Genomic DNA, 18,205 nt, shown 5'->3' on the forward strand with positions numbered 1-18,205 from the left:
CAACATACAAAATTTCAGAACTAATCTCGAAATCAGTCAAATTTTAACAAGATTTGATACTGAAAGCTACTGCAATTGCTCTAAAAATAAGAATTGTTTGCTTGTGGTAAACGCTTCGGAAATGAAAAGATTGTTCCAAACTAACAATTGGGATATGTTAAATTTTTAAACCGCCAGTAGATATGAAATAGTGAAATTTTGTTAAGCTTACTTATTAGTCCACACTTAGCAAACTGCCAAGAATGTTAGAATCGTCTTCCGAAGAATTATGAGAGATTTTATGAGTTGTGAATTAGAAGTTGATAGGTACAAATTAGCTGACAGCTGTATCATATTTGAAAGTTCCGGAATTCAATGAATTCTAAACAGATGATATTGATCGTCAGAGCATTTCATTACAGTTTATGCTTCATAAGAATTAGTTTTAATAAAATATTATAGTCTGCCCTTCAGTCATTCCCTGTAATTGTTTTTATCTTTATCGCTTAAACTACGACAATCGATGAATAAGAAAGTTCTCCTAATGATCCTGGATGGATGGGGTATTTCTCCTAATGAAGAAATATCTGCAGTTGCTAAAGCTAAAACTCCATTTATGGATTCGCTACCTGGAAAATTCCCGCACGCTACTTTGAGGACTGATGGTCTTAATGTTGGTCTTCCTGAAGGACAAATGGGGAACAGTGAGGTTGGACATATGAATCTTGGAGCCGGGAGAGTTGTTTATCAGGATCTGGTAAAGATCAACATGGCGGTGGAAAAGAATACTCTAAAAGATGAACCAGTTTTGGAGTCGGCTTTTAGCTATGCGGTCAAAAATAATAAGCCAATTCATTTTATGGGATTGCTCAGTGATGGTGGAGTTCATTCTCATATCGACCATCTAAAAGGATTACTATCTGCAGCTGAAGAGGCTGGTGTACAAAAAAAATATGTGCACGCATTTACCGATGGTCGTGATGTAGATCCACATTCTGGTAAAGGTTTTGTAGAAGATCTACTCCCTCATTTAGAGTCAACAAATTCTGAACTGGCCTCTGTGATTGGCAGGTATTATGCCATGGACAGGGACAACCGTTGGGAACGAGTTGAGAAAGCATATGATTTAATCGTTAAGGGAGAAGGTAAAACCACTCAAAATATTACAGCTGAAATTCAGAAAAGCTACGACAATGATATTTCAGATGAATTTATCGATCCTATAGTACTTACTGATGATAATGATAATCCTGTTGCCAAGCTTAGTGAAAAGGATGTAGTGATCTATTTTAACTTCAGAACAGATCGCGGAAGACAACTTACCCAGGCGTTGTCACAAGATGATTTCCCCGAATATGACATGAAAAAATTGACCTTATATTATGTCACCATGACTAAATATGATGATAGGTTTGAAAATGTAAATGTCATTTTTCAGAAATCTAATATTAAAGCGACCCTAGGAGAAGTCCTTGAATATGAAGGCAAGAAGCAGATAAGGATTGCGGAAACTGAGAAATATCCCCATGTAACATTTTTCTTCTCTGGAGGTAGAGAAAAACCTTTTGCCGGTGAAAGAAGACTTATGTGTGATTCTCCGAAAGTTGCCACTTATGATCTTCAGCCGGAAATGAGCGCTTATGACATTACAGACAAAATCGTTCCAGAATTAGAGGGCGAGTCGGCAGATTTTATTTGTTTAAACTTTGCAAATCCAGATATGGTAGGTCATACCGGTAATTTTGATGCTGCTGTCAAAGCTTGTGAAACCGTTGATATTTGTGCGAAAAAAGTAGCTGAAACTGCTTTTGAAAATGGCTATTCTGTCATTATAATCGCAGATCATGGGAATAGTGAAACGATGAAGAATCCCGATGGTAGCGCAAATACTGCTCACACCACCAACCCGGTTCCGCTAATTTTGATGGATAGAGATATAAAATCCATACGGGATGGTAAGCTTGGTAATATCGCTCCGACTATTTTAAAACTGATGGGAATTACCCAGCCAGATCTAATGACAGAAGACCCTTTAATCTAATTTTTATGAAAAAGCTATTAATTATCATTGCAGCTTTTGCGGTGAGCTGTGGAAATAAAATGGACAATTCTAATCAGGATGTTGCCATGGATGAAATAGAAGATTCAGTAGTTGAACAACAGGAAACCCAAAAGAATATGTTGCTTGGTGATTTTACTAAAGAAGAATTGCAACGAGCACCATTCAATAGCTGGTTTGATTCAAGGTATGAAAACTTCAAACCGGACACCGATGAAATGGCTACGATCAACGAAAATATTAAGGACTACGAAATCAAAGTTCTTATGGGTACATGGTGCGGTGATAGCAAACGCGAACTGCCTAAATTCCTGAAGATTCTTAACGAAGCAGACTATGATTACGACAATCTGCAACTGGTCGCAGTAGATAGAAATAAAACAACGCCATCTGGCATTGAGAAGGACTTAGAGGTAACTAGAGTACCTACGATCATCTTTTACAAAAACGGGAAAGAAGTAAATCGCTTCGTAGAATATTCACAGGGTGAAAGTATAGAAGAAGACATTGCCAAGATCGTAGGCGGTAAGGAGTACAAAAATTCTTACGCAGATTAGTAAGGAAAAGTTGCAAACTCTGTAATTAAAAAATTATAACTAATTTTGTTTATGCCTAATTCTCTTACCATCGCAGTTGATTTCGACGGTACGATCGTAGAGAACCGATTTCCAGAAATTGGAAAACCTTTGCTATTTGCCTTTGAATCTCTTCGGAAATTACAGGAAGAAGGTCACAGATTAATACTTTGGACCTACAGAAGCGGAGAAAAACTTGATGAAGCTGTTAATTTCTGCGAAAAGAATGGTTTAAAATTTTACGCAATTAATAGTAGTTACCCGGAAGAAGAATTTGATCAAAGTATTAGCAGGAAGATTCTTGCCGATATTTTTATAGATGATCGTAATTACGGGGGAATGAAAGGTTGGGGAGAGATCTACCAATCACTTACATTAAACAAACAAGGAACCGAAACCGGTAAAAAGAAGAGATCAGGTCTCTTCAGAAGATTTTAAAGTATGATTATACCAAAATCCAGCGAAGAAATTGAACTACTAAGAGAAAGTGCGCTCATTGTAAGTAAGACTCTTGGAATGCTGGCGCCTGAAATTAAACCAGGTGTAACTACCCTACACTTAGATAAACTTGCAGAAGAATTTATACGTGATCATGGTGCTGTTCCAGGTTTTCTGGGACTTTATGATTTTCCCAATTCTTTATGCATGAGTCCTAATGCACAGGTAGTTCACGGTATACCTAACGACACTCCATTACAGGAAGGTGATATTATAAGTATTGACTGTGGAGCTTTGAAAAACGGCTTTTACGGAGATCATGCCTACACATTTGCAGTAGGAACGATCGCTCCCGAGGTTGAGGAACTGTTGAAAGTCACAAAAGAGTCCCTGTATGAAGGAATTCGAGAATTCAAAGCAGGAAATCGCGTTGGTGATGTAGGATATGCAATTCAGAAATACACTGAGGACCGCGGCTATGGAGTCGTTCGCGAACTTGTGGGACATGGACTTGGTAAAACGATGCATGAGGATCCCGAAATGCCTAACTACGGTAAACGTGGCAGAGGTAAAAAATTTGTAGAAGGTATGGTCGTGGCTATAGAGCCTATGATCAATCTTGGAACTAAAAGAATTAAACAATTGCCCGATGGCTGGACAATACTAACCGCCGATAATAAACCCAGTGCTCACTTCGAGCACGATGTCGCATTGATAGACGGCAAACCAGAATTACTATCAACATTTAAATACATTTATGAATCATTAAAAATTAATTCAACAGAAGAAGACGAATTTAGAGCAAAAGTTTATGATTAAAAGTTACAGACAGGAAATCTGGAAAACCCTACACAAAGATTCCTGGGAAGACCGCTTTATCTACAAAGTCTCAAATTTCGGAAGGATGATCAGTTATCTGAAAAACCCCGAAGGAGACTTGATGAATGGCGGAAAAGTAGGTGGATATTTAAACTTCGCGGTAAAATTGAAGAATGGTAAGCACAAAACTTACTACATTCATCGCATTATTGCTGAAATGTTTTTAGAGAAAAAAGAAGGTGATCAGTATGTGATTCACAAGAATTTTGTGAAGAATGACAATCGCGTTTCTAACTTGGCATGGGCCACCAAGGATGAATGGGTCCAACATCAATATAACAGTCCTAAAGTAAAGGAAAACAAGGAAAACAGAAGATTACGTAAAGTAACTTCTTACTCCAAGTTAACTTACGCACAAGCTGTTATTCTAAAGAAAAAGCTATTAGATCCTGACAGGAAAACCCGTATTCGAGTACTGGCTAAGCAATTTGGTGTATCCGAAATGCAGCTATATCGTATCAAATCGGGCGAAAACTGGGGAGATATCGAAGTATAGCCAATGAGCAATCTTTTTAAACTGGCCTTAAACAGTATTCCCAGGCCTGTACTTATTAGAGCCAGTTACTTGATAAGGCCGTTTTTAAAGATTTATCTTAAAGGCAACCGATATACTGATCCAATTGACGGTAGCAGTTTCCGAAAATTTCTTCCATATGGATATGAAGATCAGAGAGAAAATGTTCTCTCCCCTTCCACTCTATCTTTGGAAAGGCATCGCCTACTTTGGATATACCTTCAGCAGCACACAGACTTTTTTACAAAAAAGCGTAAAGTACTCCACTTCGCACCGGAACAGGCTTTTTATAAACGCTTCCGGAAATTGAAAAATCTTGAGTATACTTCTACAGATCTAAATTCACCGCTGGCAGATGTCAAAGCTGATATATGTGATCTACCCTTCGCTGATTCCAGCTATGATTTTATTCTCTGTAATCACGTTCTGGAACATATCCCGGACGATTTTAAGGCAATGAAAGAATTGTACAGAGTTTTGAAACCAGGCGGTACGGCGATCCTTCAAATACCCCAGGACCTGAATAGAGCTGTGACATTTCAGGATGATACTATTACTGATCCCAAGCAAAGGGCCAAAATATTTGGACAGTATGATCATGTCAGGATCTACGGTAGAGACTATTTTCAGAAGTTAAGGGAGGTAGGCTTTGAAGTAAACGAAGTAGATCTGAGTAAAGACTTGAGTAGAAAAGAGTTAGATAAATACAGACTTGCGAAAGGAGAAATATTACCAGTTTGCAGCAAATGAATTATTATTCCACCAGATTGGATTTAAATCCTGGTGTTACGTAAGTTTTGATAGCTCCATTTTCATCGGAATAGATCAGATACACTTCTATAGATTTTAGTTCCTTCAGCATACTAGCAGATCTATCCAGACCCATAGCCATAAGAGCTGTAGCATAGCCATCTGCCATCATACAATTTTCAGCAATTACAGAAGCACTTAACAAATTGCTCTTTTCAGCAAAACCAGTTATTGGATTCACAGTATGTACAAAGCGCTCTCCCGTAATAGAGTCCACCCGGTACTTTCTATAATTTCCAGATGTTGCCATAGCAGCGTCTTTAAGCATGACCTTTGCATTAAACTGTCTTTGAGGACCTTCCTGTAATGGATGATCAATTCCCACCAACCATTCTTTACCAGATGATTTATTTTTACCCTTGGCTTTTAGTTCACCACCCAACTCGATCAAATAATCTGATACCCCATTATTTTCAAGGTACTGCCCAATAAGATCTATAGTATATCCTTTGGCAATCGCGTTAAAATCGAGGTAAACGTCTGGATTCTCTTTGAAGACAGTCTGGTCTTCATTAATCCTTACTTTGTTAAGACCCACCAGTTGGTTCAGGGAATCGAGTCGCTCTGCATAAAGATCGGTTACAGGTTTGCCAGGACCAAAACCGTAAGCATTGACCAGAACTCCTACTGTTGGATCAAAAAAACCATTGCTTTCAGAATAAATTTTTTGTGAAGCCTCGAAAACCTTAATAAAATGTTGATCTACGGTTACACTAGAATCACCCCGATTGACCATGGAAATATCGGAATCCTGTTGATATGTACTCATGGATCCATTGATAAGTTCCACAATACTGTCCAAAGATTTAGTGAACTCAAGCTCCTCCTCAGAAAAGTATTGAACTGAATAGGTAGTTCCTAAAGCTTCACCTTTAAAGGAAGCGATGTCCAGTCCACTCTTAGAATCGCAAGAAACCAGAGATAAAACAGAAATGATAAATATTGAAATACGATACATCTAAAATTCTTTCCAGCCAGAATAGTTTACAACATAATCTTCCTCATTAGAGACCGGTTTATCATAATCTGAAGAATTAGCCAGTCCTACACCAGCATAAAATGTTTTAGCGTTAAACTTTTCGGCATGTTCCTTTATATCTTTCATGAAAGCAGGATCAAAAGCCGTTGGATCATCTGGATACTCAATAGCTCTTACAATGACAAAATGCAATTTTGTATCCTTCAGAGCTACAAATTGTGGATTTCGTCTTAGTTTGCTATTGACCCCTAAGAATTCATACCCGTTATCCTCGAGATCCTTACCAACGATATTCATCGCCAGGTTATGTAGTTCCTGTTCGTCTAATTTTGGCATATACAAAGATAAAAAAATCCCGCCGAAGCGGGATTATAATTACTATCCTCCAAAGTCATCAAATCTGATGTTCTCAGGTGGCATACCGAAGTCTTCACCCATTTTCTGAACTGCTTTGTTCATCAATGGTGGACCACAGAAATATAGCTCGATATCTTCCGGCTCTTCATGGTGAGAAAGATAATTATCTATTACAACCTGGTGTATAAAGCCTACAAATCCATCTCCTTCGTCATCAAGATTCGATTTAACTTTCCAGTTATCTTCTTCCATGGGCTCAGAAAGTGCCAGATAAAATTTGAAATTCGGGAAATCTCTTTCTAATGCTCTAAAGTGTTCTGTATAGAACAATTCTCTTTTAGATCTACCACCGTACCAGTAAGTTACTTTTCTACCGGTTTTCAAAGTTCTGAATAAGTGATATAAGTGAGATCTCATTGGTGCCATACCGGCGCCACCACCTACATAAAGCATTTCTGAATCGCTTTCATTGATGAAAAATTCACCATAAGGTCCGGAAATAACTACTTTATCACCTTTCTTCAAGCTAAAGATATAGGAAGAAGCGACTCCAGGGTTCACATCCATCCAATCGTCTTTTGCACGATCGAAGGGTGGGGTGGCAATACGTACATTTAACATGATCTCACGGCCTTCTGCTGGATAAGACGCCATTGAGTAGGCTCTTTCAACCAGTTCAGGGTTCTTCATTACCAGTGGCCATAATTTAAACTTGTCCCACTCATCTTTAAATTTATTCGGATCATCATGTTCTTCAGGGTGAGCAGTAATATCCATATCTTCAAATTTTACTTCCGTTTTAGGAATTTCAATTTGAATATAACCTCCGGCTTTATAGTCCATTGGTTCAGGAATCTCTACTACAAACTCCTTAATGAATGAGGCTACGTTGTAATTTCTTACTACAGTTGCATCCCATTTCTTAATACCGAAAACTTCTTCAGGAATGGTTATTTTCATGTCCTGCTTTACCTTTACCTGGCAACCAAGTCTCCATCCATTTGCAATTTCCTTTCTGGTAAAGTGTGGCTCTTCCGTAGGAAGAATTGCTCCACCACCATCTTCAACGATACATTTACACTGGATACAAGTTCCACCACCACCACAGGCAGAAGGAAGGAACAATTTATTATCTCCAAGAGTGGATAGCAAGGTTCCACCTGAACCTACTTCTATATCTTTTTCGTTGTTGACGTTGATTGTCACAGGTCCCGATGGTGATAATTTGGCCTTAGCTCCTAAGAGCATTGATACCAATAACAAAATCAAGACTAAGAATACTACTACACTAGCTATTATAACTGTCATAATCTTCTTTTACGATTATAATTTAATTCCCATAAAACTCATGAATCCAAGTGCCATTAGTCCGGTGATGATAAACGTGATACCAAGACCTTTTAATGGTGCAGGAACATTTGAGTATGCAATTTTTTCCCTGATGGCCGCAATGGCAAGGATAGCAAGGAACCATCCTATTCCACTACCAAGCCCATAAGTGATCGCTTCTGAAATTCCTCCAAAATCTTTTTGCTGCATAAAAAGTGAACCTCCTAGGATCGCACAGTTTACTGCAATAAGTGGAAGGAAAATACCAAGTGCACCGTACAAAGCCGGAGCAAATTTTTCAACAATCATTTCCACAAGCTGTACCATGGATGCGATTACCGCAATGAACATGATAAAACTCAGGAAGCTTAGATCCACATTTGCATATTCAGCTCCAAGCCAGGAAAGTGCTCCAGGCTTCAAAAGATAATTATCCAGTAGAAAATTGATAGGCACAGTGATCGCCAGTACGAAGATCACAGCAGCACCTAAACCAACAGCTGTTTTTACAGTTTTAGATACCGCCAGGTAGGAACACATTCCCAGGAAGTAGGCAAATATCATATTCTCTATGAAAATACTTCTTACAAATAGATTAACTAATTCCATTCTTTATATACTTTTTTGCTGTACAGCTATTAGTTTTGTTCGATTAGTTTACGATTTCTAGCACGTTGTACCCAGATGATCAATCCAACCACTATAAGTGCCATTGGAGAGAGTAGCATCAAACCGTTATTTTCATATCCTAAAGCATACAGTCCAGTAGACTCAGCCAACGTCGCTCCTTTATGTCCTAATACCTCGAAGCCAAAAAGTTTTCCAGATCCAAGCAATTCTCTAAAGAAAGCTACCACAACCAGAATTAAACCATAACCTGCAGCATTACCAATACCGTCAAGAAAGGACTTGTAAATTCCGTTCCCAAGAGCAAAGGCTTCCAAACGCCCCATTACAATACAGTTCGTAATAATAAGACCAACGAAAACCGACAATTGCTTGCTTACATCAAAAGCATAGGCTTTTAAGATCTCACTTACCAGAATTACAAGAGAAGCAACAACAACCAGTTGAACAATGATCCTGATCCTACTTGGGATCAGGTTTCTTAGCATAGAAACGATCATGTTACTAAATGCCATTACCACCATTACAGCAATTGCCATTACTACGGCCGGTTCCAACTGCACGGTAATTGCCAGTGCAGAACAAATTCCCAGTACCTGAACGGTAATAGGGTTATTGTCATCTAATGGATCGGAAAGTAATTTTCTATTTCCTTTTGAAAGAAAATGCTCCCTTTCTTCAGAATTTGAAAGGAAAAGGATCATTTCCCGTTTCTTTTCTTCCTCTTTAGCAGAGTTGAATTTTTTCTCTTTAGCCATATCTATCTAGTTGCTACTTTAAATCCTTTTTGCTGCTCGAAATAAGGTAAATAACGCTTTAATCTTTCTGAGATCATATCAGAAACACCATCACCTGTGATCGTTGCTCCTGAAATTGCATCTACCTGATTATCGTCCTTATCTGAAACATCAATATTTCCTTTGACTACAGAAACTCCTACAAGATTACCATTGGAATCAAAGATCTTTTCATCAGCAAATTTCTCCTTAAACCATTGTTTTGTAATTTCTGCACCAAGTCCCGGAGTTTCTCCAAGGTGGTCAAAGGTTGCACCTTTTACCGTGTTGATATCATCTTTTAAAGAAATATATCCAAAGATCGCATTCCAAAGTCCGTTTCCTCTTAGAGGAACGATATAATATCTGGAACCTTCAACTTCAGCTACATAAAGTGGAAAAACCTGTTCTGCAACATCTTTTTTAATCTCTTTTGCCAGATCAACTTGAAATGCGTCTACAGATTCGTCTACAGTACCATCTTCAGTGATAGCTACTTCTTCTACGATATACTTATCATATAGCTCTTTTGCTCCATCTCTGTCGGTAGTAATTCCAACGGTAGAAAGGATATTCTGCATTTTCTCTTTACGCACATTCTCCATTTGTGTTGGCTGGAGAGAGATAGCGGCAAAGGCAAGTACAGCGGCAACTACAACAACCATGATCACAGAGAACATGAAGGTATAGCCATTGCTATTCGTCTTATTAACTGATTTTTGTTCCATAACTAAACTGCTGTTTCTACTTGAGGGTTAGCATTTTTAAGTCTTTTCTTTCTTCTCTTCACATTAGATTCTACCACGTAGTGATCGATCGTTGGTGCGAAAACATTCATAAGTAGAATACCTAACATTACACCTTCGGGATATGCCGGGTTGAATACTCTAATCATTACTGAAATAAATCCTACAAGGAATCCATATATCCACTTACCTTTCATTGTTTGTGCTGCTGAAACCGGATCTGTTGCCATAAAGACAATACCGAAAGCAAGACCACCAACAATAAGGTGAAGATACCATGGGAAATTCGTTAAGTTATTACCTTCAATACCCAAAGATGGTAGCGCATTGAAGATCAATCCCATCACTGCAGCTCCAATAAATGCACTTAGTATAATTCTCCAGCTACCTACTTTACTTAATACAAGTAGCAATGCACCTGCCAGAATACAGATCGCTGAAGTTTCAGCTATAGATCCCGGGATCATTCCAGAGAACATATCTAGCGGTGTATAACCTGCCTCATTTCCAGCTGCAAGATTTCCAAGAATCGTTTCACCAGTTACTGCATCTACTTCATACGCATTACTAACCCAAACACTGTTTCCAGACATGTAAGTTGGGTAAGCGAAGAAGGCAAATGCACGTGCCGTAAGTGCAGGATTCAGAATATTCATTCCAGTACCACCAAAAGCTTCTTTCCCAATTAGAACCGCGAACACTACTGAAAGTGCCACCATCCATAGCGGAATATCAATTGGCATGATCATAGGAATAAGTAAACCAGTTACCAGGTATCCTTCGTTCACTTCATGTCCTCTAAAGATCGCAAATGCGAATTCAATTCCAAGACCTACAGCATACGATACTGCGATCATCGGTAAGATCTTTCCAGCACCATGCAGGAAAGCATCTATAAAAGGTACACCGTTCGCATACTCTGGCAATTGGTGAAGATATTGATATCCACCATTCCAGAATCCAAACAAAAGAGCTGGAACAAGAGCGATTACCACGGTAATCATAGTTCTCTTAAGATCCACTGCATCACGAATATGCGCTCCTTTTTGTGTAGTATGATTTGGAGTAAATAAGAAAGTATCTAATGCATTTACTGCAGGAGCATATTTCTCGTACTTCTCGCCTTTGCTAAAAGGCTGTTTCATTTTATCTAATCTCTGTCTAATCCATTCCATATTCTTCAGCTTTTTAACCTACTTCGGTAATCATTAAATCAAGACCTAATCTTATTACTTCCTGAATCTCAATCTTGGAAGTGTTCACGTATTCTACCGTTGCGAAATCTTCAGGAGCTACCTCGTAGATCCCGAGATTTTCCATTTTCTCGATATCACCAGCCATACATGCTTTGATAAGCTGCATTGGATAGATATCCATCGGTAAAACCTCTTCCATTTCACCAGTTACCACCAATGCACGCTCTTCACCATTCAAATTCGTGGTTGGAGTGTATTTTTTATTCGGAAATAACCAGGACAAGGAAGTTCTGGAATGTGAATGTATGTTGTTATAGGTAAATGGTAACCATCCAAAGATTCGGTAATTGTCACCTTCAGGAATTAGCGTAAGCTCGTTTTCAAAGAAGCCTAAATACTGATTATTGCTTAACTGAGTTCCTGTGAACACATCACCAGAGATGATACGAGTACCTTCTGCAGCCTGACCAATAAGATCTGTAACATTAGCACCAATAATCGTTTGATAATATTTCCTGTTTTCAGCTTCACTTCCAACCACAGCAACCGTACGCTCAGCACGATATTCCCCGGTTAGAAAAACATTACCAATAGTTGCCACGTCCTCTACTCCTACAGTCCAAACACGCTCTCCTCTATTTATAGGGTCAAGCTTATGAATTTGAACACCTACGTTACCCGCAGGATGAGCTCCTTTTACATGATGAAGTTCAACACCCTGAATCCCTTTTAGATACTCAGCTGAAGAATCATCTACAGAAAGATGAACTTTACCAGGTGTAAGTTTTCTTAAAGCATCAATTCCCGCCTGGAATGCAGCAATCTTGTCTTTAATGATAAAACCTTTATCTGCCGCCAGAGGTGCAGTTGTTACCGCAGAAATAAAAATTGCCTTCGGAGTATCCTTGGGATCCGCTACAATGTCGTATGGTCTTTGATTAATAAAAGCACCGCAACCACTTTCAAGAAGAAGTTCACGAACATCCTTTACATCAGCTTTAGCAGGATCCAGTTTTTTGAATTCACGATAAGTGTTTTCAGGATCTGCCTCGATGATTATTTCGAGGATCCTTCTTTTGTCACCTCTTTTGATTTCTTTAAGAACACCACTAACTGGTGTTGTAAAGCGAATTTCCTCGGTATATTTCGAATAGAAAATCTCATCACCTGCAAGAAGCTTAGCTCCTTCTTTTACTACCATTTTTGGCACAACAGTGTGAAAATCTGGCGGTTTGATCGCGTAAGTTTTGGATCTCGGAGCCTTTACAAGCTCTTTTTCCGCCGCCCCTTCTAATCGCAGAGATAATCCTCTTTTAATTCGAATGTCTTTTGACATAGGATGAAGTGTATGTTAAATTTTTAGTTTAAAGTCGGGCAAATTTAAGAATTTTCACTCCATTTATCCCAAGAAATGTCAGAATTTTACTTTGGTCAACTGTTAAATTAAATGGATGCAAAATGCTTATTTATATTAACTTTGCTATTTACTCAAACTTTATGAAAGGCTTTCTTATAATCTTTACGTTTTGCCTGCTCCAGTCGAATATTTATGGGCAGGTTGTTAGAGAAACCTTGCCACCTCCGTTTATAAGAACCATTATTTTCCAGGGAGATTCCGTAGAGAATAAAGGAAATCCAATCATTCGTTTAGGTGCCAACCTTCAATTAAGTTTTGATGATATCATTGGGGATGAAGCCGATTACTATTACACGATCGAACATTATAATTTCGACTGGACTCCTTCTCAACTTACTAAAAATGAATATCTCGAAGGTTTTGATGATGTTAGAATCATCAATTACCGAAATTCGCTAAACACCTTGCAACCCTATACTCATTACGAGCTTGATATTCCGAATAAAAATGTACGCGGACTCAAGGTTTCGGGCAACTACATGATTAGCGTCTATAATGCTCAAAGAGAGAAGTTATTCTCGCGAAAATTCATGGTTTATGAACCTGTAGCGCAAATTACTGCGGAAGTAAAAAGAGCCAGAAACCTTGAATTTATCGATGAAAAGCAAATTGTAAACTTCAGTATTAAATCTCCAGATCTGCTTCTGAAGAATCCTGACAGGAATGTCAAGGTAAGCCTCATTCAGAATTTTAATTTAAAAACTGCGAATACGGATCTTAAACCGCAATATACCATTGCCAACGAACTCATCTATCGCTATGATACTGAATCTTCTTTTTGGGGTGGCAACGAATTTCTTCAGTTTGACAATAAAGAAATAAGAGTCACCAATGCTGATATTGCCAAGGTTGACATGCAACAGCTATATGTTCATTATCTTTTTATGGACATCACCAGGGACGGGCAGCCATACACGTACAATCCTGATATTAATGGAGGTTTTGTGGTAAGAAATGTGCTTGCAGAAGATTCAGACCTGGAAGCCGATTATGTATGGATGAGATTTACTTTACGAAATTATGATCCGCTAGACGGGAAACAAATTCATTTGTATGGAGGGTTCAATAATTTTCAACTGGACGAAAGCACTAAGCTCGAGTATAATAAGGAGAGCGGTTATTATGAGCTAGCGAGATTGTTTAAACAAGGATATTATAACTACAAATATGTGGTGACAGGTCCAGACGGGATTGAAGATGGAGCAATTAGTGGAAACTATGATGAAACCGAGAACAATTATACGATCCTCGCTTATTACAGAAGCCCGGGAGCACGTTATGACAGATTGATTGGTGCGGGAGGTGCGAATTCAAGAAACATTCGTAATTAAGCTGTTTATATGCCAGATACTGAAAATAAGATTGAAATTTACCAGTACAGAGGTCAGCATTGCTTAAACTGCGAATTACCTTTAGATAAAAACGACCGCTTTTGTCCCAATTGCGGACAATTAAATACCACTAAAAAACTTAGTTTTTCAGATCTGTTTAATGAATTTTTTTCGGGAGTATTTGCCTATGATTCCAGGTTTCAGAGAACTTTAAGAATACTCCTTTTCAGGCCAGGAAAAATTTCAAAAGATTATGTGGAAGGAAAGAGGACGAGGTACGCAAATCCCTTCAGGTTCTACCTGAGTGTTTCCATTATATTCTTTCTGATCTTTAGCCTTAGCCTGGATCCTAGCGAAAGTTTTAGACGACAGGATCGGGATGAAAACTTGCTTTCAAAACTCGACCGCAAGGAATTGAGCGAGGCTTCTATGGATTCCATTAATAAAGTTTTGACCAGCGATGATGTTGGTTTGGACAGCATCCAGAATAATGTTTTCACTGAAACTTATACTGAAAAGCTTGTGAGTCAGCAAGAACTTGACAGCATGAACTTTATGAATGCTTTTGCCAAAAAAGCAGATCTATACTATGCTTACCAGGATGAAACAGGAATTTTCACCGCTTCCCGGGCGCTGGATAGTTTAAAGCACGAGCAAACCAATTACAATCTCTGGCTTTATAAGAAGGCAGTTGATGCAGGAACCTTTTCAAAAGACCCAGCGCTATTTATAAATTACTTTATAGGGAAGTTGCCTTTTATCATTTTCATCTTTTTGCCGGTATTCGCATTATTTATCTGGCTACTGTATTTAAGAAGAGACTTTAATTATATGGAGCACCTCATCTTTGCATTCCATGTACAAACAGTATTTTTCGTACTCTACAGTTTCGCGCTAATATTAGAAATTATTTTTAAATGGGAAATACTAACAACGCTGGCAAATCTTGTGTTTCTATTCTATTTATACAAAGCCATGCGTTTTTTCTACGGACAGAAACGTGTTAAAACGATTTTAAAGTTTCTACTCCTGAACCTTATATTCTTTACATTAGCCACAGTCGCTGCAATAATATCATTACTCGCGTCTTTTTCAATTTATTGAAACATATGATTCAACAGGTTACAAAAGGTATTAAGATTTCTGTGGAAACCAGATTCGAAGGTAAGTTCTATAAGGACTTCCAGCTGAAGTATGCTTTTGCTTACCAGATCACCATTGAAAACCAGAGTAACGATTCTGTTCAGTTAAAGTCAAGATTCTGGGAGATCAAGGATGCTTTAAGTGAAATCGAATATGTTTCAGGAGAAGGAGTGATTGGAAAAAAACCTGTTTTAAAACCGGGTGAAAGTCATACATACCAAAGTGGTTGCTTACTTACCGCACCTATTGGTTCCATGTCTGGATACTATAACATGATCAATTTCACAACTACGAATGAATTTCAGGTAAGAATCCCACCCTTCAGACTTGCTGCTACCTTTGCTTTAAACTAGTAAGGTATTCTTCAGAAGTATCTTTATTTATTAAATTTTGATATGAAAAATTAATCCCATCAGAGCCATTTGCAACCTGTGATATACTTTGAGTTTTCAGAAATCCACGGTCTATGATCAATCCGTATTCCTTATTGCCCTCACCTGCACTTTTGTGAAATTTTAATAGACTCTCGGCTGTATAACCTTCAGCGCTTACTTCTTCAAACCACTGTTTTCGCTTTTTCTTCATTGCTTCAGAATAGAGCGGAGATGATGACCAGATATGTTGAGTTATAGGAATATATTCGTGTTTATAATTTTTTCCATCCCACACCAGTTGCTGAAAGCATAAGCCATCATGCCATTCTACAATGATCATAGTAAATGGTTCAATGCCTTCGAAATTATATTTGTTTAGATATGATCGCAATCTACACGCTGCAAGAAATTCTTTAACAACCACTCCCCTACTTTTTCGGTACTCAGGTTTGCGTTCGTGAGGTTTTTCAGCTCCATTCATAAGACATATACACCTGGAGTGCTCACTAACTCCCAGCCAGGTGCCTCCTGCCTGTTTATCTTTTGGGAAATATTGTCTTACACCTTCAAAGCGTTCCCATGCAGGTGAAAGGGTTTCTCGACCAACCGATTCATCCCGGTTAGAAGTTAATACAAAGCCAGACATAGACTCAGGACGGGGGACTAAAGTAACTGTGCACATGCTTTAAAATCAAAATTTTAATGAAATGTACAAAAAAAGTTAAGCTTAAGTAAAGGCAAGCCAGATGTTATTGTGCGCAACTTAATTTTTTTACCTTTATCGGAATTAGAAATAAACGAAAAAACAAAATTTATATTTATGGGAAAAGGATTTTTTCACGTACCAGTAGCGGTTAACGAAGAAGTAAAAAGTTACGCTCCGGGAAGCCCAGAAAGAGAAGAAGTATTACTTACTTATAAAGACCTTTGGAATGCGAATACTGAAGTTCCTCTTTATATAGGAGCTGAAGAAGTAAAAACCGGGAATACCAGAACTATCAATCCTCCACATGATCATGCTCATGTTGCAGGAACTTACCATATTGCAGAGAAAAAGCATGTGGAAAGAGCTATTTCTGAAGCTTTGGAAGCAAGAAAGAAGTGGTCAAAATTGGAATGGGAACAAAGAGCTGCTATATTTTTAAAAGCTGCCGATCTAATTTCCGGACCTTACAGACAAAAGATGAATGCTGCCACGATGATCGGGCAATCGAAGAATATTTATCAGGCTGAGATTGATGCTGCTGCAGAAATCTGTGATTTCCTACGTTTTAATGTAGAGTACATGGCAGAATTGTATGATGAGCAACCAATTTCTTCAGATGGAGTTTGGAACCGCGTAGAATACAGACCACTAGAAGGTTTTGTTTACGCTATTACTCCGTTCAACTTTACCGCAATTGCAGGAAACCTTCCTTCAAGTGCTGCGCTTATGGGAAATGTAGCCGTTTGGAAACCTAGTGATAGCCAGATGTTATCTGCTCAAGTATTGATGGAAGTATTTAGAGAGGCAGGTTTACCAGCAGGTGTGATCAATATGATAAATGGTGATCCAGAAATGGTAACAGATACTGTATTAGCCAGCCCGGATTTTGCAGGAATCCATTTTACTGGAAGTACCGACGTATTTAAAGGTATTTGGGGTAAGATTGGAAACAATATTCAGAACTATAAAACATATCCAAGAATAGTTGGTGAAACAGGAGGAAAAGATTTTATTTTGGCCCACCCGACTGCAAAAGCTAAACATGTAGCCACTGCCATTTCAAGAGGTGCCTTCGAATACCAGGGTCAGAAATGTAGCGCGGCTTCCCGTGTTTATATTCCAAAAAGCCTTTGGCCGGAAATTAAAGATTTCGTGATTGAGGATGTGCAATCATTCAAGATGGGATCTCCGGAAGATATGTCTAACTTTATAAATGCTGTGATTCACGAAGGTTCTTTCGATAAGCTTGCAAGCTATATTGAAAAAGCTAAGAACGATAAAAATGCTGAGATTGTAGTTGGAGGAAACTATGATAAATCTAAAGGTTACTTTATAGAACCTACGGTAATTCTTACATCAGATCCTCATTATACAACGATGGAAACCGAGCTTTTTGGTCCTGTAGTAACAGTATATGTATACGATGATAAGGATTTTGATGAATCCAAGTGGGCAGATATCTGTCAGACTGTGGATAATACAAGCATATACGCACTAACTGGAGCTATTATCTCTGGGGATCGTTATGCAGCTGCTCAGGCTACAGATCTATTGCAGAATGCAGCTGGAAACTTCTATATTAATGATAAACCAACTGGTGCAGTTGTAGGACAGCAGCCATTTGGTGGAGCAAGATCCAGTGGTACAAATGACAAAGCAGGATCAAAGATGAATCTTATGAGATGGATTTCTGTAAGATTGATCAAAGAGACTTTCGTCCCTGCTACAGATTATAGATACCCGTTTTTAGGTGAGTAATCGCACTGAGAACATAGTTTTAAAAAACCGCCTTTCCGGCGGTTTTTTTATTCATAGACTTTCAGGTATGTCACCTCTTAAATGTCAAACTACCACTTATTTTCTACAATCATAAATTTTTGTTTTTTTAGCATAACATGCTACAATTCAAAATTTTAACTTAAATTTACTTTCCCCAAAAACTTGTTCCCCAGCAAGTTACATGCAAGGAA

The 18,205-nt window shown here is 38.3% G+C and carries 19 protein-coding genes; 10 read left to right on the plus strand and 9 right to left on the minus strand.

Features of this window, described 5'->3' with window-relative positions; translation table 11 throughout:
• Positions 1-502 precede the first annotated feature (502 nt).
• The 6 genes from gpmI to T8I65_RS12620 are packed head-to-tail and all read left to right on the plus strand — an operon-like array spanning position 503 to position 5,194.
• A complete protein-coding gene (gene gpmI, locus T8I65_RS12595) occupies positions 503-2,020 on the plus strand; it encodes a 2,3-bisphosphoglycerate-independent phosphoglycerate mutase (protein ID WP_322300937.1) in 1,518 nt (505 codons plus the stop codon).
• 5 nt (positions 2,021-2,025) lie between these two features.
• Complete coding sequence (locus T8I65_RS12600) at positions 2,026-2,595, plus strand: thioredoxin family protein (protein WP_322300938.1); 570 nt, start codon at positions 2,026-2,028, stop codon at positions 2,593-2,595.
• A gap of 51 nt (positions 2,596-2,646) precedes the next feature.
• Complete coding sequence (locus T8I65_RS12605; protein ID WP_322300939.1) at positions 2,647-3,051, plus strand: BT0820 family HAD-type phosphatase; 405 nt, start codon at positions 2,647-2,649, stop codon at positions 3,049-3,051.
• A gap of 3 nt (positions 3,052-3,054) precedes the next feature.
• Complete coding sequence (map, locus tag T8I65_RS12610; protein WP_322300940.1) at positions 3,055-3,870, plus strand: type I methionyl aminopeptidase; 816 nt, start codon at positions 3,055-3,057, stop codon at positions 3,868-3,870.
• Positions 3,863-4,426 (plus strand): HNH endonuclease, encoded by a 564-nt coding sequence (locus T8I65_RS12615; RefSeq protein WP_141878525.1) that lies wholly within the window; start codon positions 3,863-3,865, stop codon positions 4,424-4,426. The genes map and T8I65_RS12615 overlap by 8 nt, the downstream gene beginning before the upstream one ends.
• A gap of 3 nt (positions 4,427-4,429) precedes the next feature.
• A complete protein-coding gene (locus T8I65_RS12620; protein ID WP_322300941.1) occupies positions 4,430-5,194 on the plus strand; it encodes a class I SAM-dependent methyltransferase in 765 nt (254 codons plus the stop codon).
• A gap of 4 nt (positions 5,195-5,198) precedes the next feature.
• On the opposite strand, the gene T8I65_RS12625 is transcribed toward T8I65_RS12620, so the two are convergent.
• Genes T8I65_RS12625 through T8I65_RS12660 form a run of 8 tightly spaced genes read right to left on the minus strand, consistent with a single transcriptional unit; the run spans position 5,199 to position 12,600 of the window.
• Positions 5,199-6,212 carry an FAD:protein FMN transferase gene (locus T8I65_RS12625; protein WP_322300942.1) on the minus strand — a complete coding sequence of 338 codons (1,014 nt, stop codon included), beginning with the start codon at positions 6,210-6,212 and terminating at the stop codon, positions 5,199-5,201.
• Entirely contained in the window at positions 6,213-6,569 is a 357-nt protein-coding gene (locus T8I65_RS12630; RefSeq protein ID WP_322300943.1) for a Na(+)-translocating NADH-quinone reductase subunit F, read from the minus strand.
• A gap of 42 nt (positions 6,570-6,611) precedes the next feature.
• Positions 6,612-7,898 carry an NADH:ubiquinone reductase (Na(+)-transporting) subunit F gene (gene nqrF / locus T8I65_RS12635; protein ID WP_322300944.1) on the minus strand — a complete coding sequence of 429 codons (1,287 nt, stop codon included), beginning with the start codon at positions 7,896-7,898 and terminating at the stop codon, positions 6,612-6,614.
• Between the two features lie 15 nt (positions 7,899-7,913).
• Complete coding sequence (gene nqrE, locus T8I65_RS12640; RefSeq protein WP_322300945.1) at positions 7,914-8,528, minus strand: NADH:ubiquinone reductase (Na(+)-transporting) subunit E; 615 nt, start codon at positions 8,526-8,528, stop codon at positions 7,914-7,916.
• Positions 8,529-8,557: 29 nt separating this feature from the next.
• Entirely contained in the window at positions 8,558-9,304 is a 747-nt protein-coding gene (locus tag T8I65_RS12645) for an NADH:ubiquinone reductase (Na(+)-transporting) subunit D (RefSeq protein ID WP_322300946.1), read from the minus strand.
• A 2-nt stretch (positions 9,305-9,306) separates the two neighbouring features.
• The gene (locus tag T8I65_RS12650) at positions 9,307-10,050 is read right to left on the minus strand and encodes a Na(+)-translocating NADH-quinone reductase subunit C (RefSeq protein ID WP_322300947.1); all 744 of its coding nucleotides are present in this window, start codon (positions 10,048-10,050) and stop codon (positions 9,307-9,309) included.
• 2 nt (positions 10,051-10,052) lie between these two features.
• Entirely contained in the window at positions 10,053-11,243 is a 1,191-nt protein-coding gene (locus tag T8I65_RS12655; RefSeq protein WP_322300948.1) for an NADH:ubiquinone reductase (Na(+)-transporting) subunit B, read from the minus strand.
• Between the two features lie 13 nt (positions 11,244-11,256).
• Positions 11,257-12,600, minus strand: coding sequence for a Na(+)-translocating NADH-quinone reductase subunit A (locus T8I65_RS12660; protein ID WP_322300949.1), 1,344 nt, complete (start codon positions 12,598-12,600; stop codon positions 11,257-11,259).
• 122 nt (positions 12,601-12,722) lie between these two features.
• Between T8I65_RS12660 and T8I65_RS12665 the strand changes: the two genes are divergently transcribed.
• The 3 genes from T8I65_RS12665 to apaG are packed head-to-tail and all read left to right on the plus strand — an operon-like array spanning position 12,723 to position 15,508.
• Positions 12,723-14,012 carry a DUF5103 domain-containing protein gene (locus tag T8I65_RS12665; RefSeq protein ID WP_322300950.1) on the plus strand — a complete coding sequence of 430 codons (1,290 nt, stop codon included), beginning with the start codon at positions 12,723-12,725 and terminating at the stop codon, positions 14,010-14,012.
• Positions 14,013-14,021: 9 nt separating this feature from the next.
• Positions 14,022-15,116: a DUF3667 domain-containing protein gene (locus T8I65_RS12670; RefSeq protein WP_322300951.1), complete on the plus strand. Its 1,095-nt coding sequence runs from the start codon at positions 14,022-14,024 to the stop codon at positions 15,114-15,116.
• Between the two features lie 5 nt (positions 15,117-15,121).
• A complete protein-coding gene (gene apaG, locus T8I65_RS12675) occupies positions 15,122-15,508 on the plus strand; it encodes a Co2+/Mg2+ efflux protein ApaG (RefSeq protein WP_026914360.1) in 387 nt (128 codons plus the stop codon).
• Here apaG and T8I65_RS12680 read toward each other — a convergent pair.
• The gene (locus tag T8I65_RS12680) at positions 15,489-16,211 is read right to left on the minus strand and encodes an NRDE family protein (protein WP_322300952.1); all 723 of its coding nucleotides are present in this window, start codon (positions 16,209-16,211) and stop codon (positions 15,489-15,491) included. The genes apaG and T8I65_RS12680 overlap by 20 nt on opposite strands.
• A 138-nt stretch (positions 16,212-16,349) precedes the next feature.
• On the opposite strand from T8I65_RS12680, the gene pruA reads away from it, so the two are divergent.
• Positions 16,350-17,993 (plus strand): L-glutamate gamma-semialdehyde dehydrogenase, encoded by a 1,644-nt coding sequence (gene pruA, locus T8I65_RS12685; RefSeq protein ID WP_322300953.1) that lies wholly within the window; start codon positions 16,350-16,352, stop codon positions 17,991-17,993.
• Positions 17,994-18,205: the final 212 nt, after the last annotated feature.

This window comes from Christiangramia sp. OXR-203, from assembly GCF_034372165.1.
GTDB lineage: Bacteria > Bacteroidota > Bacteroidia > Flavobacteriales > Flavobacteriaceae > Christiangramia.

Coding starts and splice junctions, on each gene's coding strand:
- gpmI (WP_322300937.1), top strand. CDS start 503: ATGAATAAGAAAGTTCTCCTAATGATCCTGGATGGATGGGGTATTTCT.
- T8I65_RS12600 (WP_322300938.1), top strand. CDS start 2,026: ATGAAAAAGCTATTAATTATCATTGCAGCTTTTGCGGTGAGCTGTGGA.
- T8I65_RS12605 (WP_322300939.1), top strand. CDS start 2,647: ATGCCTAATTCTCTTACCATCGCAGTTGATTTCGACGGTACGATCGTA.
- map (WP_322300940.1), top strand. CDS start 3,055: ATGATTATACCAAAATCCAGCGAAGAAATTGAACTACTAAGAGAAAGT.
- T8I65_RS12615 (WP_141878525.1), top strand. CDS start 3,863: ATGATTAAAAGTTACAGACAGGAAATCTGGAAAACCCTACACAAAGAT.
- T8I65_RS12620 (WP_322300941.1), top strand. CDS start 4,430: ATGAGCAATCTTTTTAAACTGGCCTTAAACAGTATTCCCAGGCCTGTA.
- T8I65_RS12625 (WP_322300942.1), bottom strand. CDS start 6,212: ATGTATCGTATTTCAATATTTATCATTTCTGTTTTATCTCTGGTTTCT.
- T8I65_RS12630 (WP_322300943.1), bottom strand. CDS start 6,569: ATGCCAAAATTAGACGAACAGGAACTACATAACCTGGCGATGAATATC.
- nqrF (WP_322300944.1), bottom strand. CDS start 7,898: ATGACAGTTATAATAGCTAGTGTAGTAGTATTCTTAGTCTTGATTTTG.
- nqrE (WP_322300945.1), bottom strand. CDS start 8,528: ATGGAATTAGTTAATCTATTTGTAAGAAGTATTTTCATAGAGAATATG.
- T8I65_RS12645 (WP_322300946.1), bottom strand. CDS start 9,304: ATGGCTAAAGAGAAAAAATTCAACTCTGCTAAAGAGGAAGAAAAGAAA.
- T8I65_RS12650 (WP_322300947.1), bottom strand. CDS start 10,050: ATGGAACAAAAATCAGTTAATAAGACGAATAGCAATGGCTATACCTTC.
- T8I65_RS12655 (WP_322300948.1), bottom strand. CDS start 11,243: ATGGAATGGATTAGACAGAGATTAGATAAAATGAAACAGCCTTTTAGC.
- T8I65_RS12660 (WP_322300949.1), bottom strand. CDS start 12,600: ATGTCAAAAGACATTCGAATTAAAAGAGGATTATCTCTGCGATTAGAA.
- T8I65_RS12665 (WP_322300950.1), top strand. CDS start 12,723: ATGCTTATTTATATTAACTTTGCTATTTACTCAAACTTTATGAAAGGC.
- T8I65_RS12670 (WP_322300951.1), top strand. CDS start 14,022: ATGCCAGATACTGAAAATAAGATTGAAATTTACCAGTACAGAGGTCAG.
- apaG (WP_026914360.1), top strand. CDS start 15,122: ATGATTCAACAGGTTACAAAAGGTATTAAGATTTCTGTGGAAACCAGA.
- T8I65_RS12680 (WP_322300952.1), bottom strand. CDS start 16,211: ATGTGCACAGTTACTTTAGTCCCCCGTCCTGAGTCTATGTCTGGCTTT.
- pruA (WP_322300953.1), top strand. CDS start 16,350: ATGGGAAAAGGATTTTTTCACGTACCAGTAGCGGTTAACGAAGAAGTA.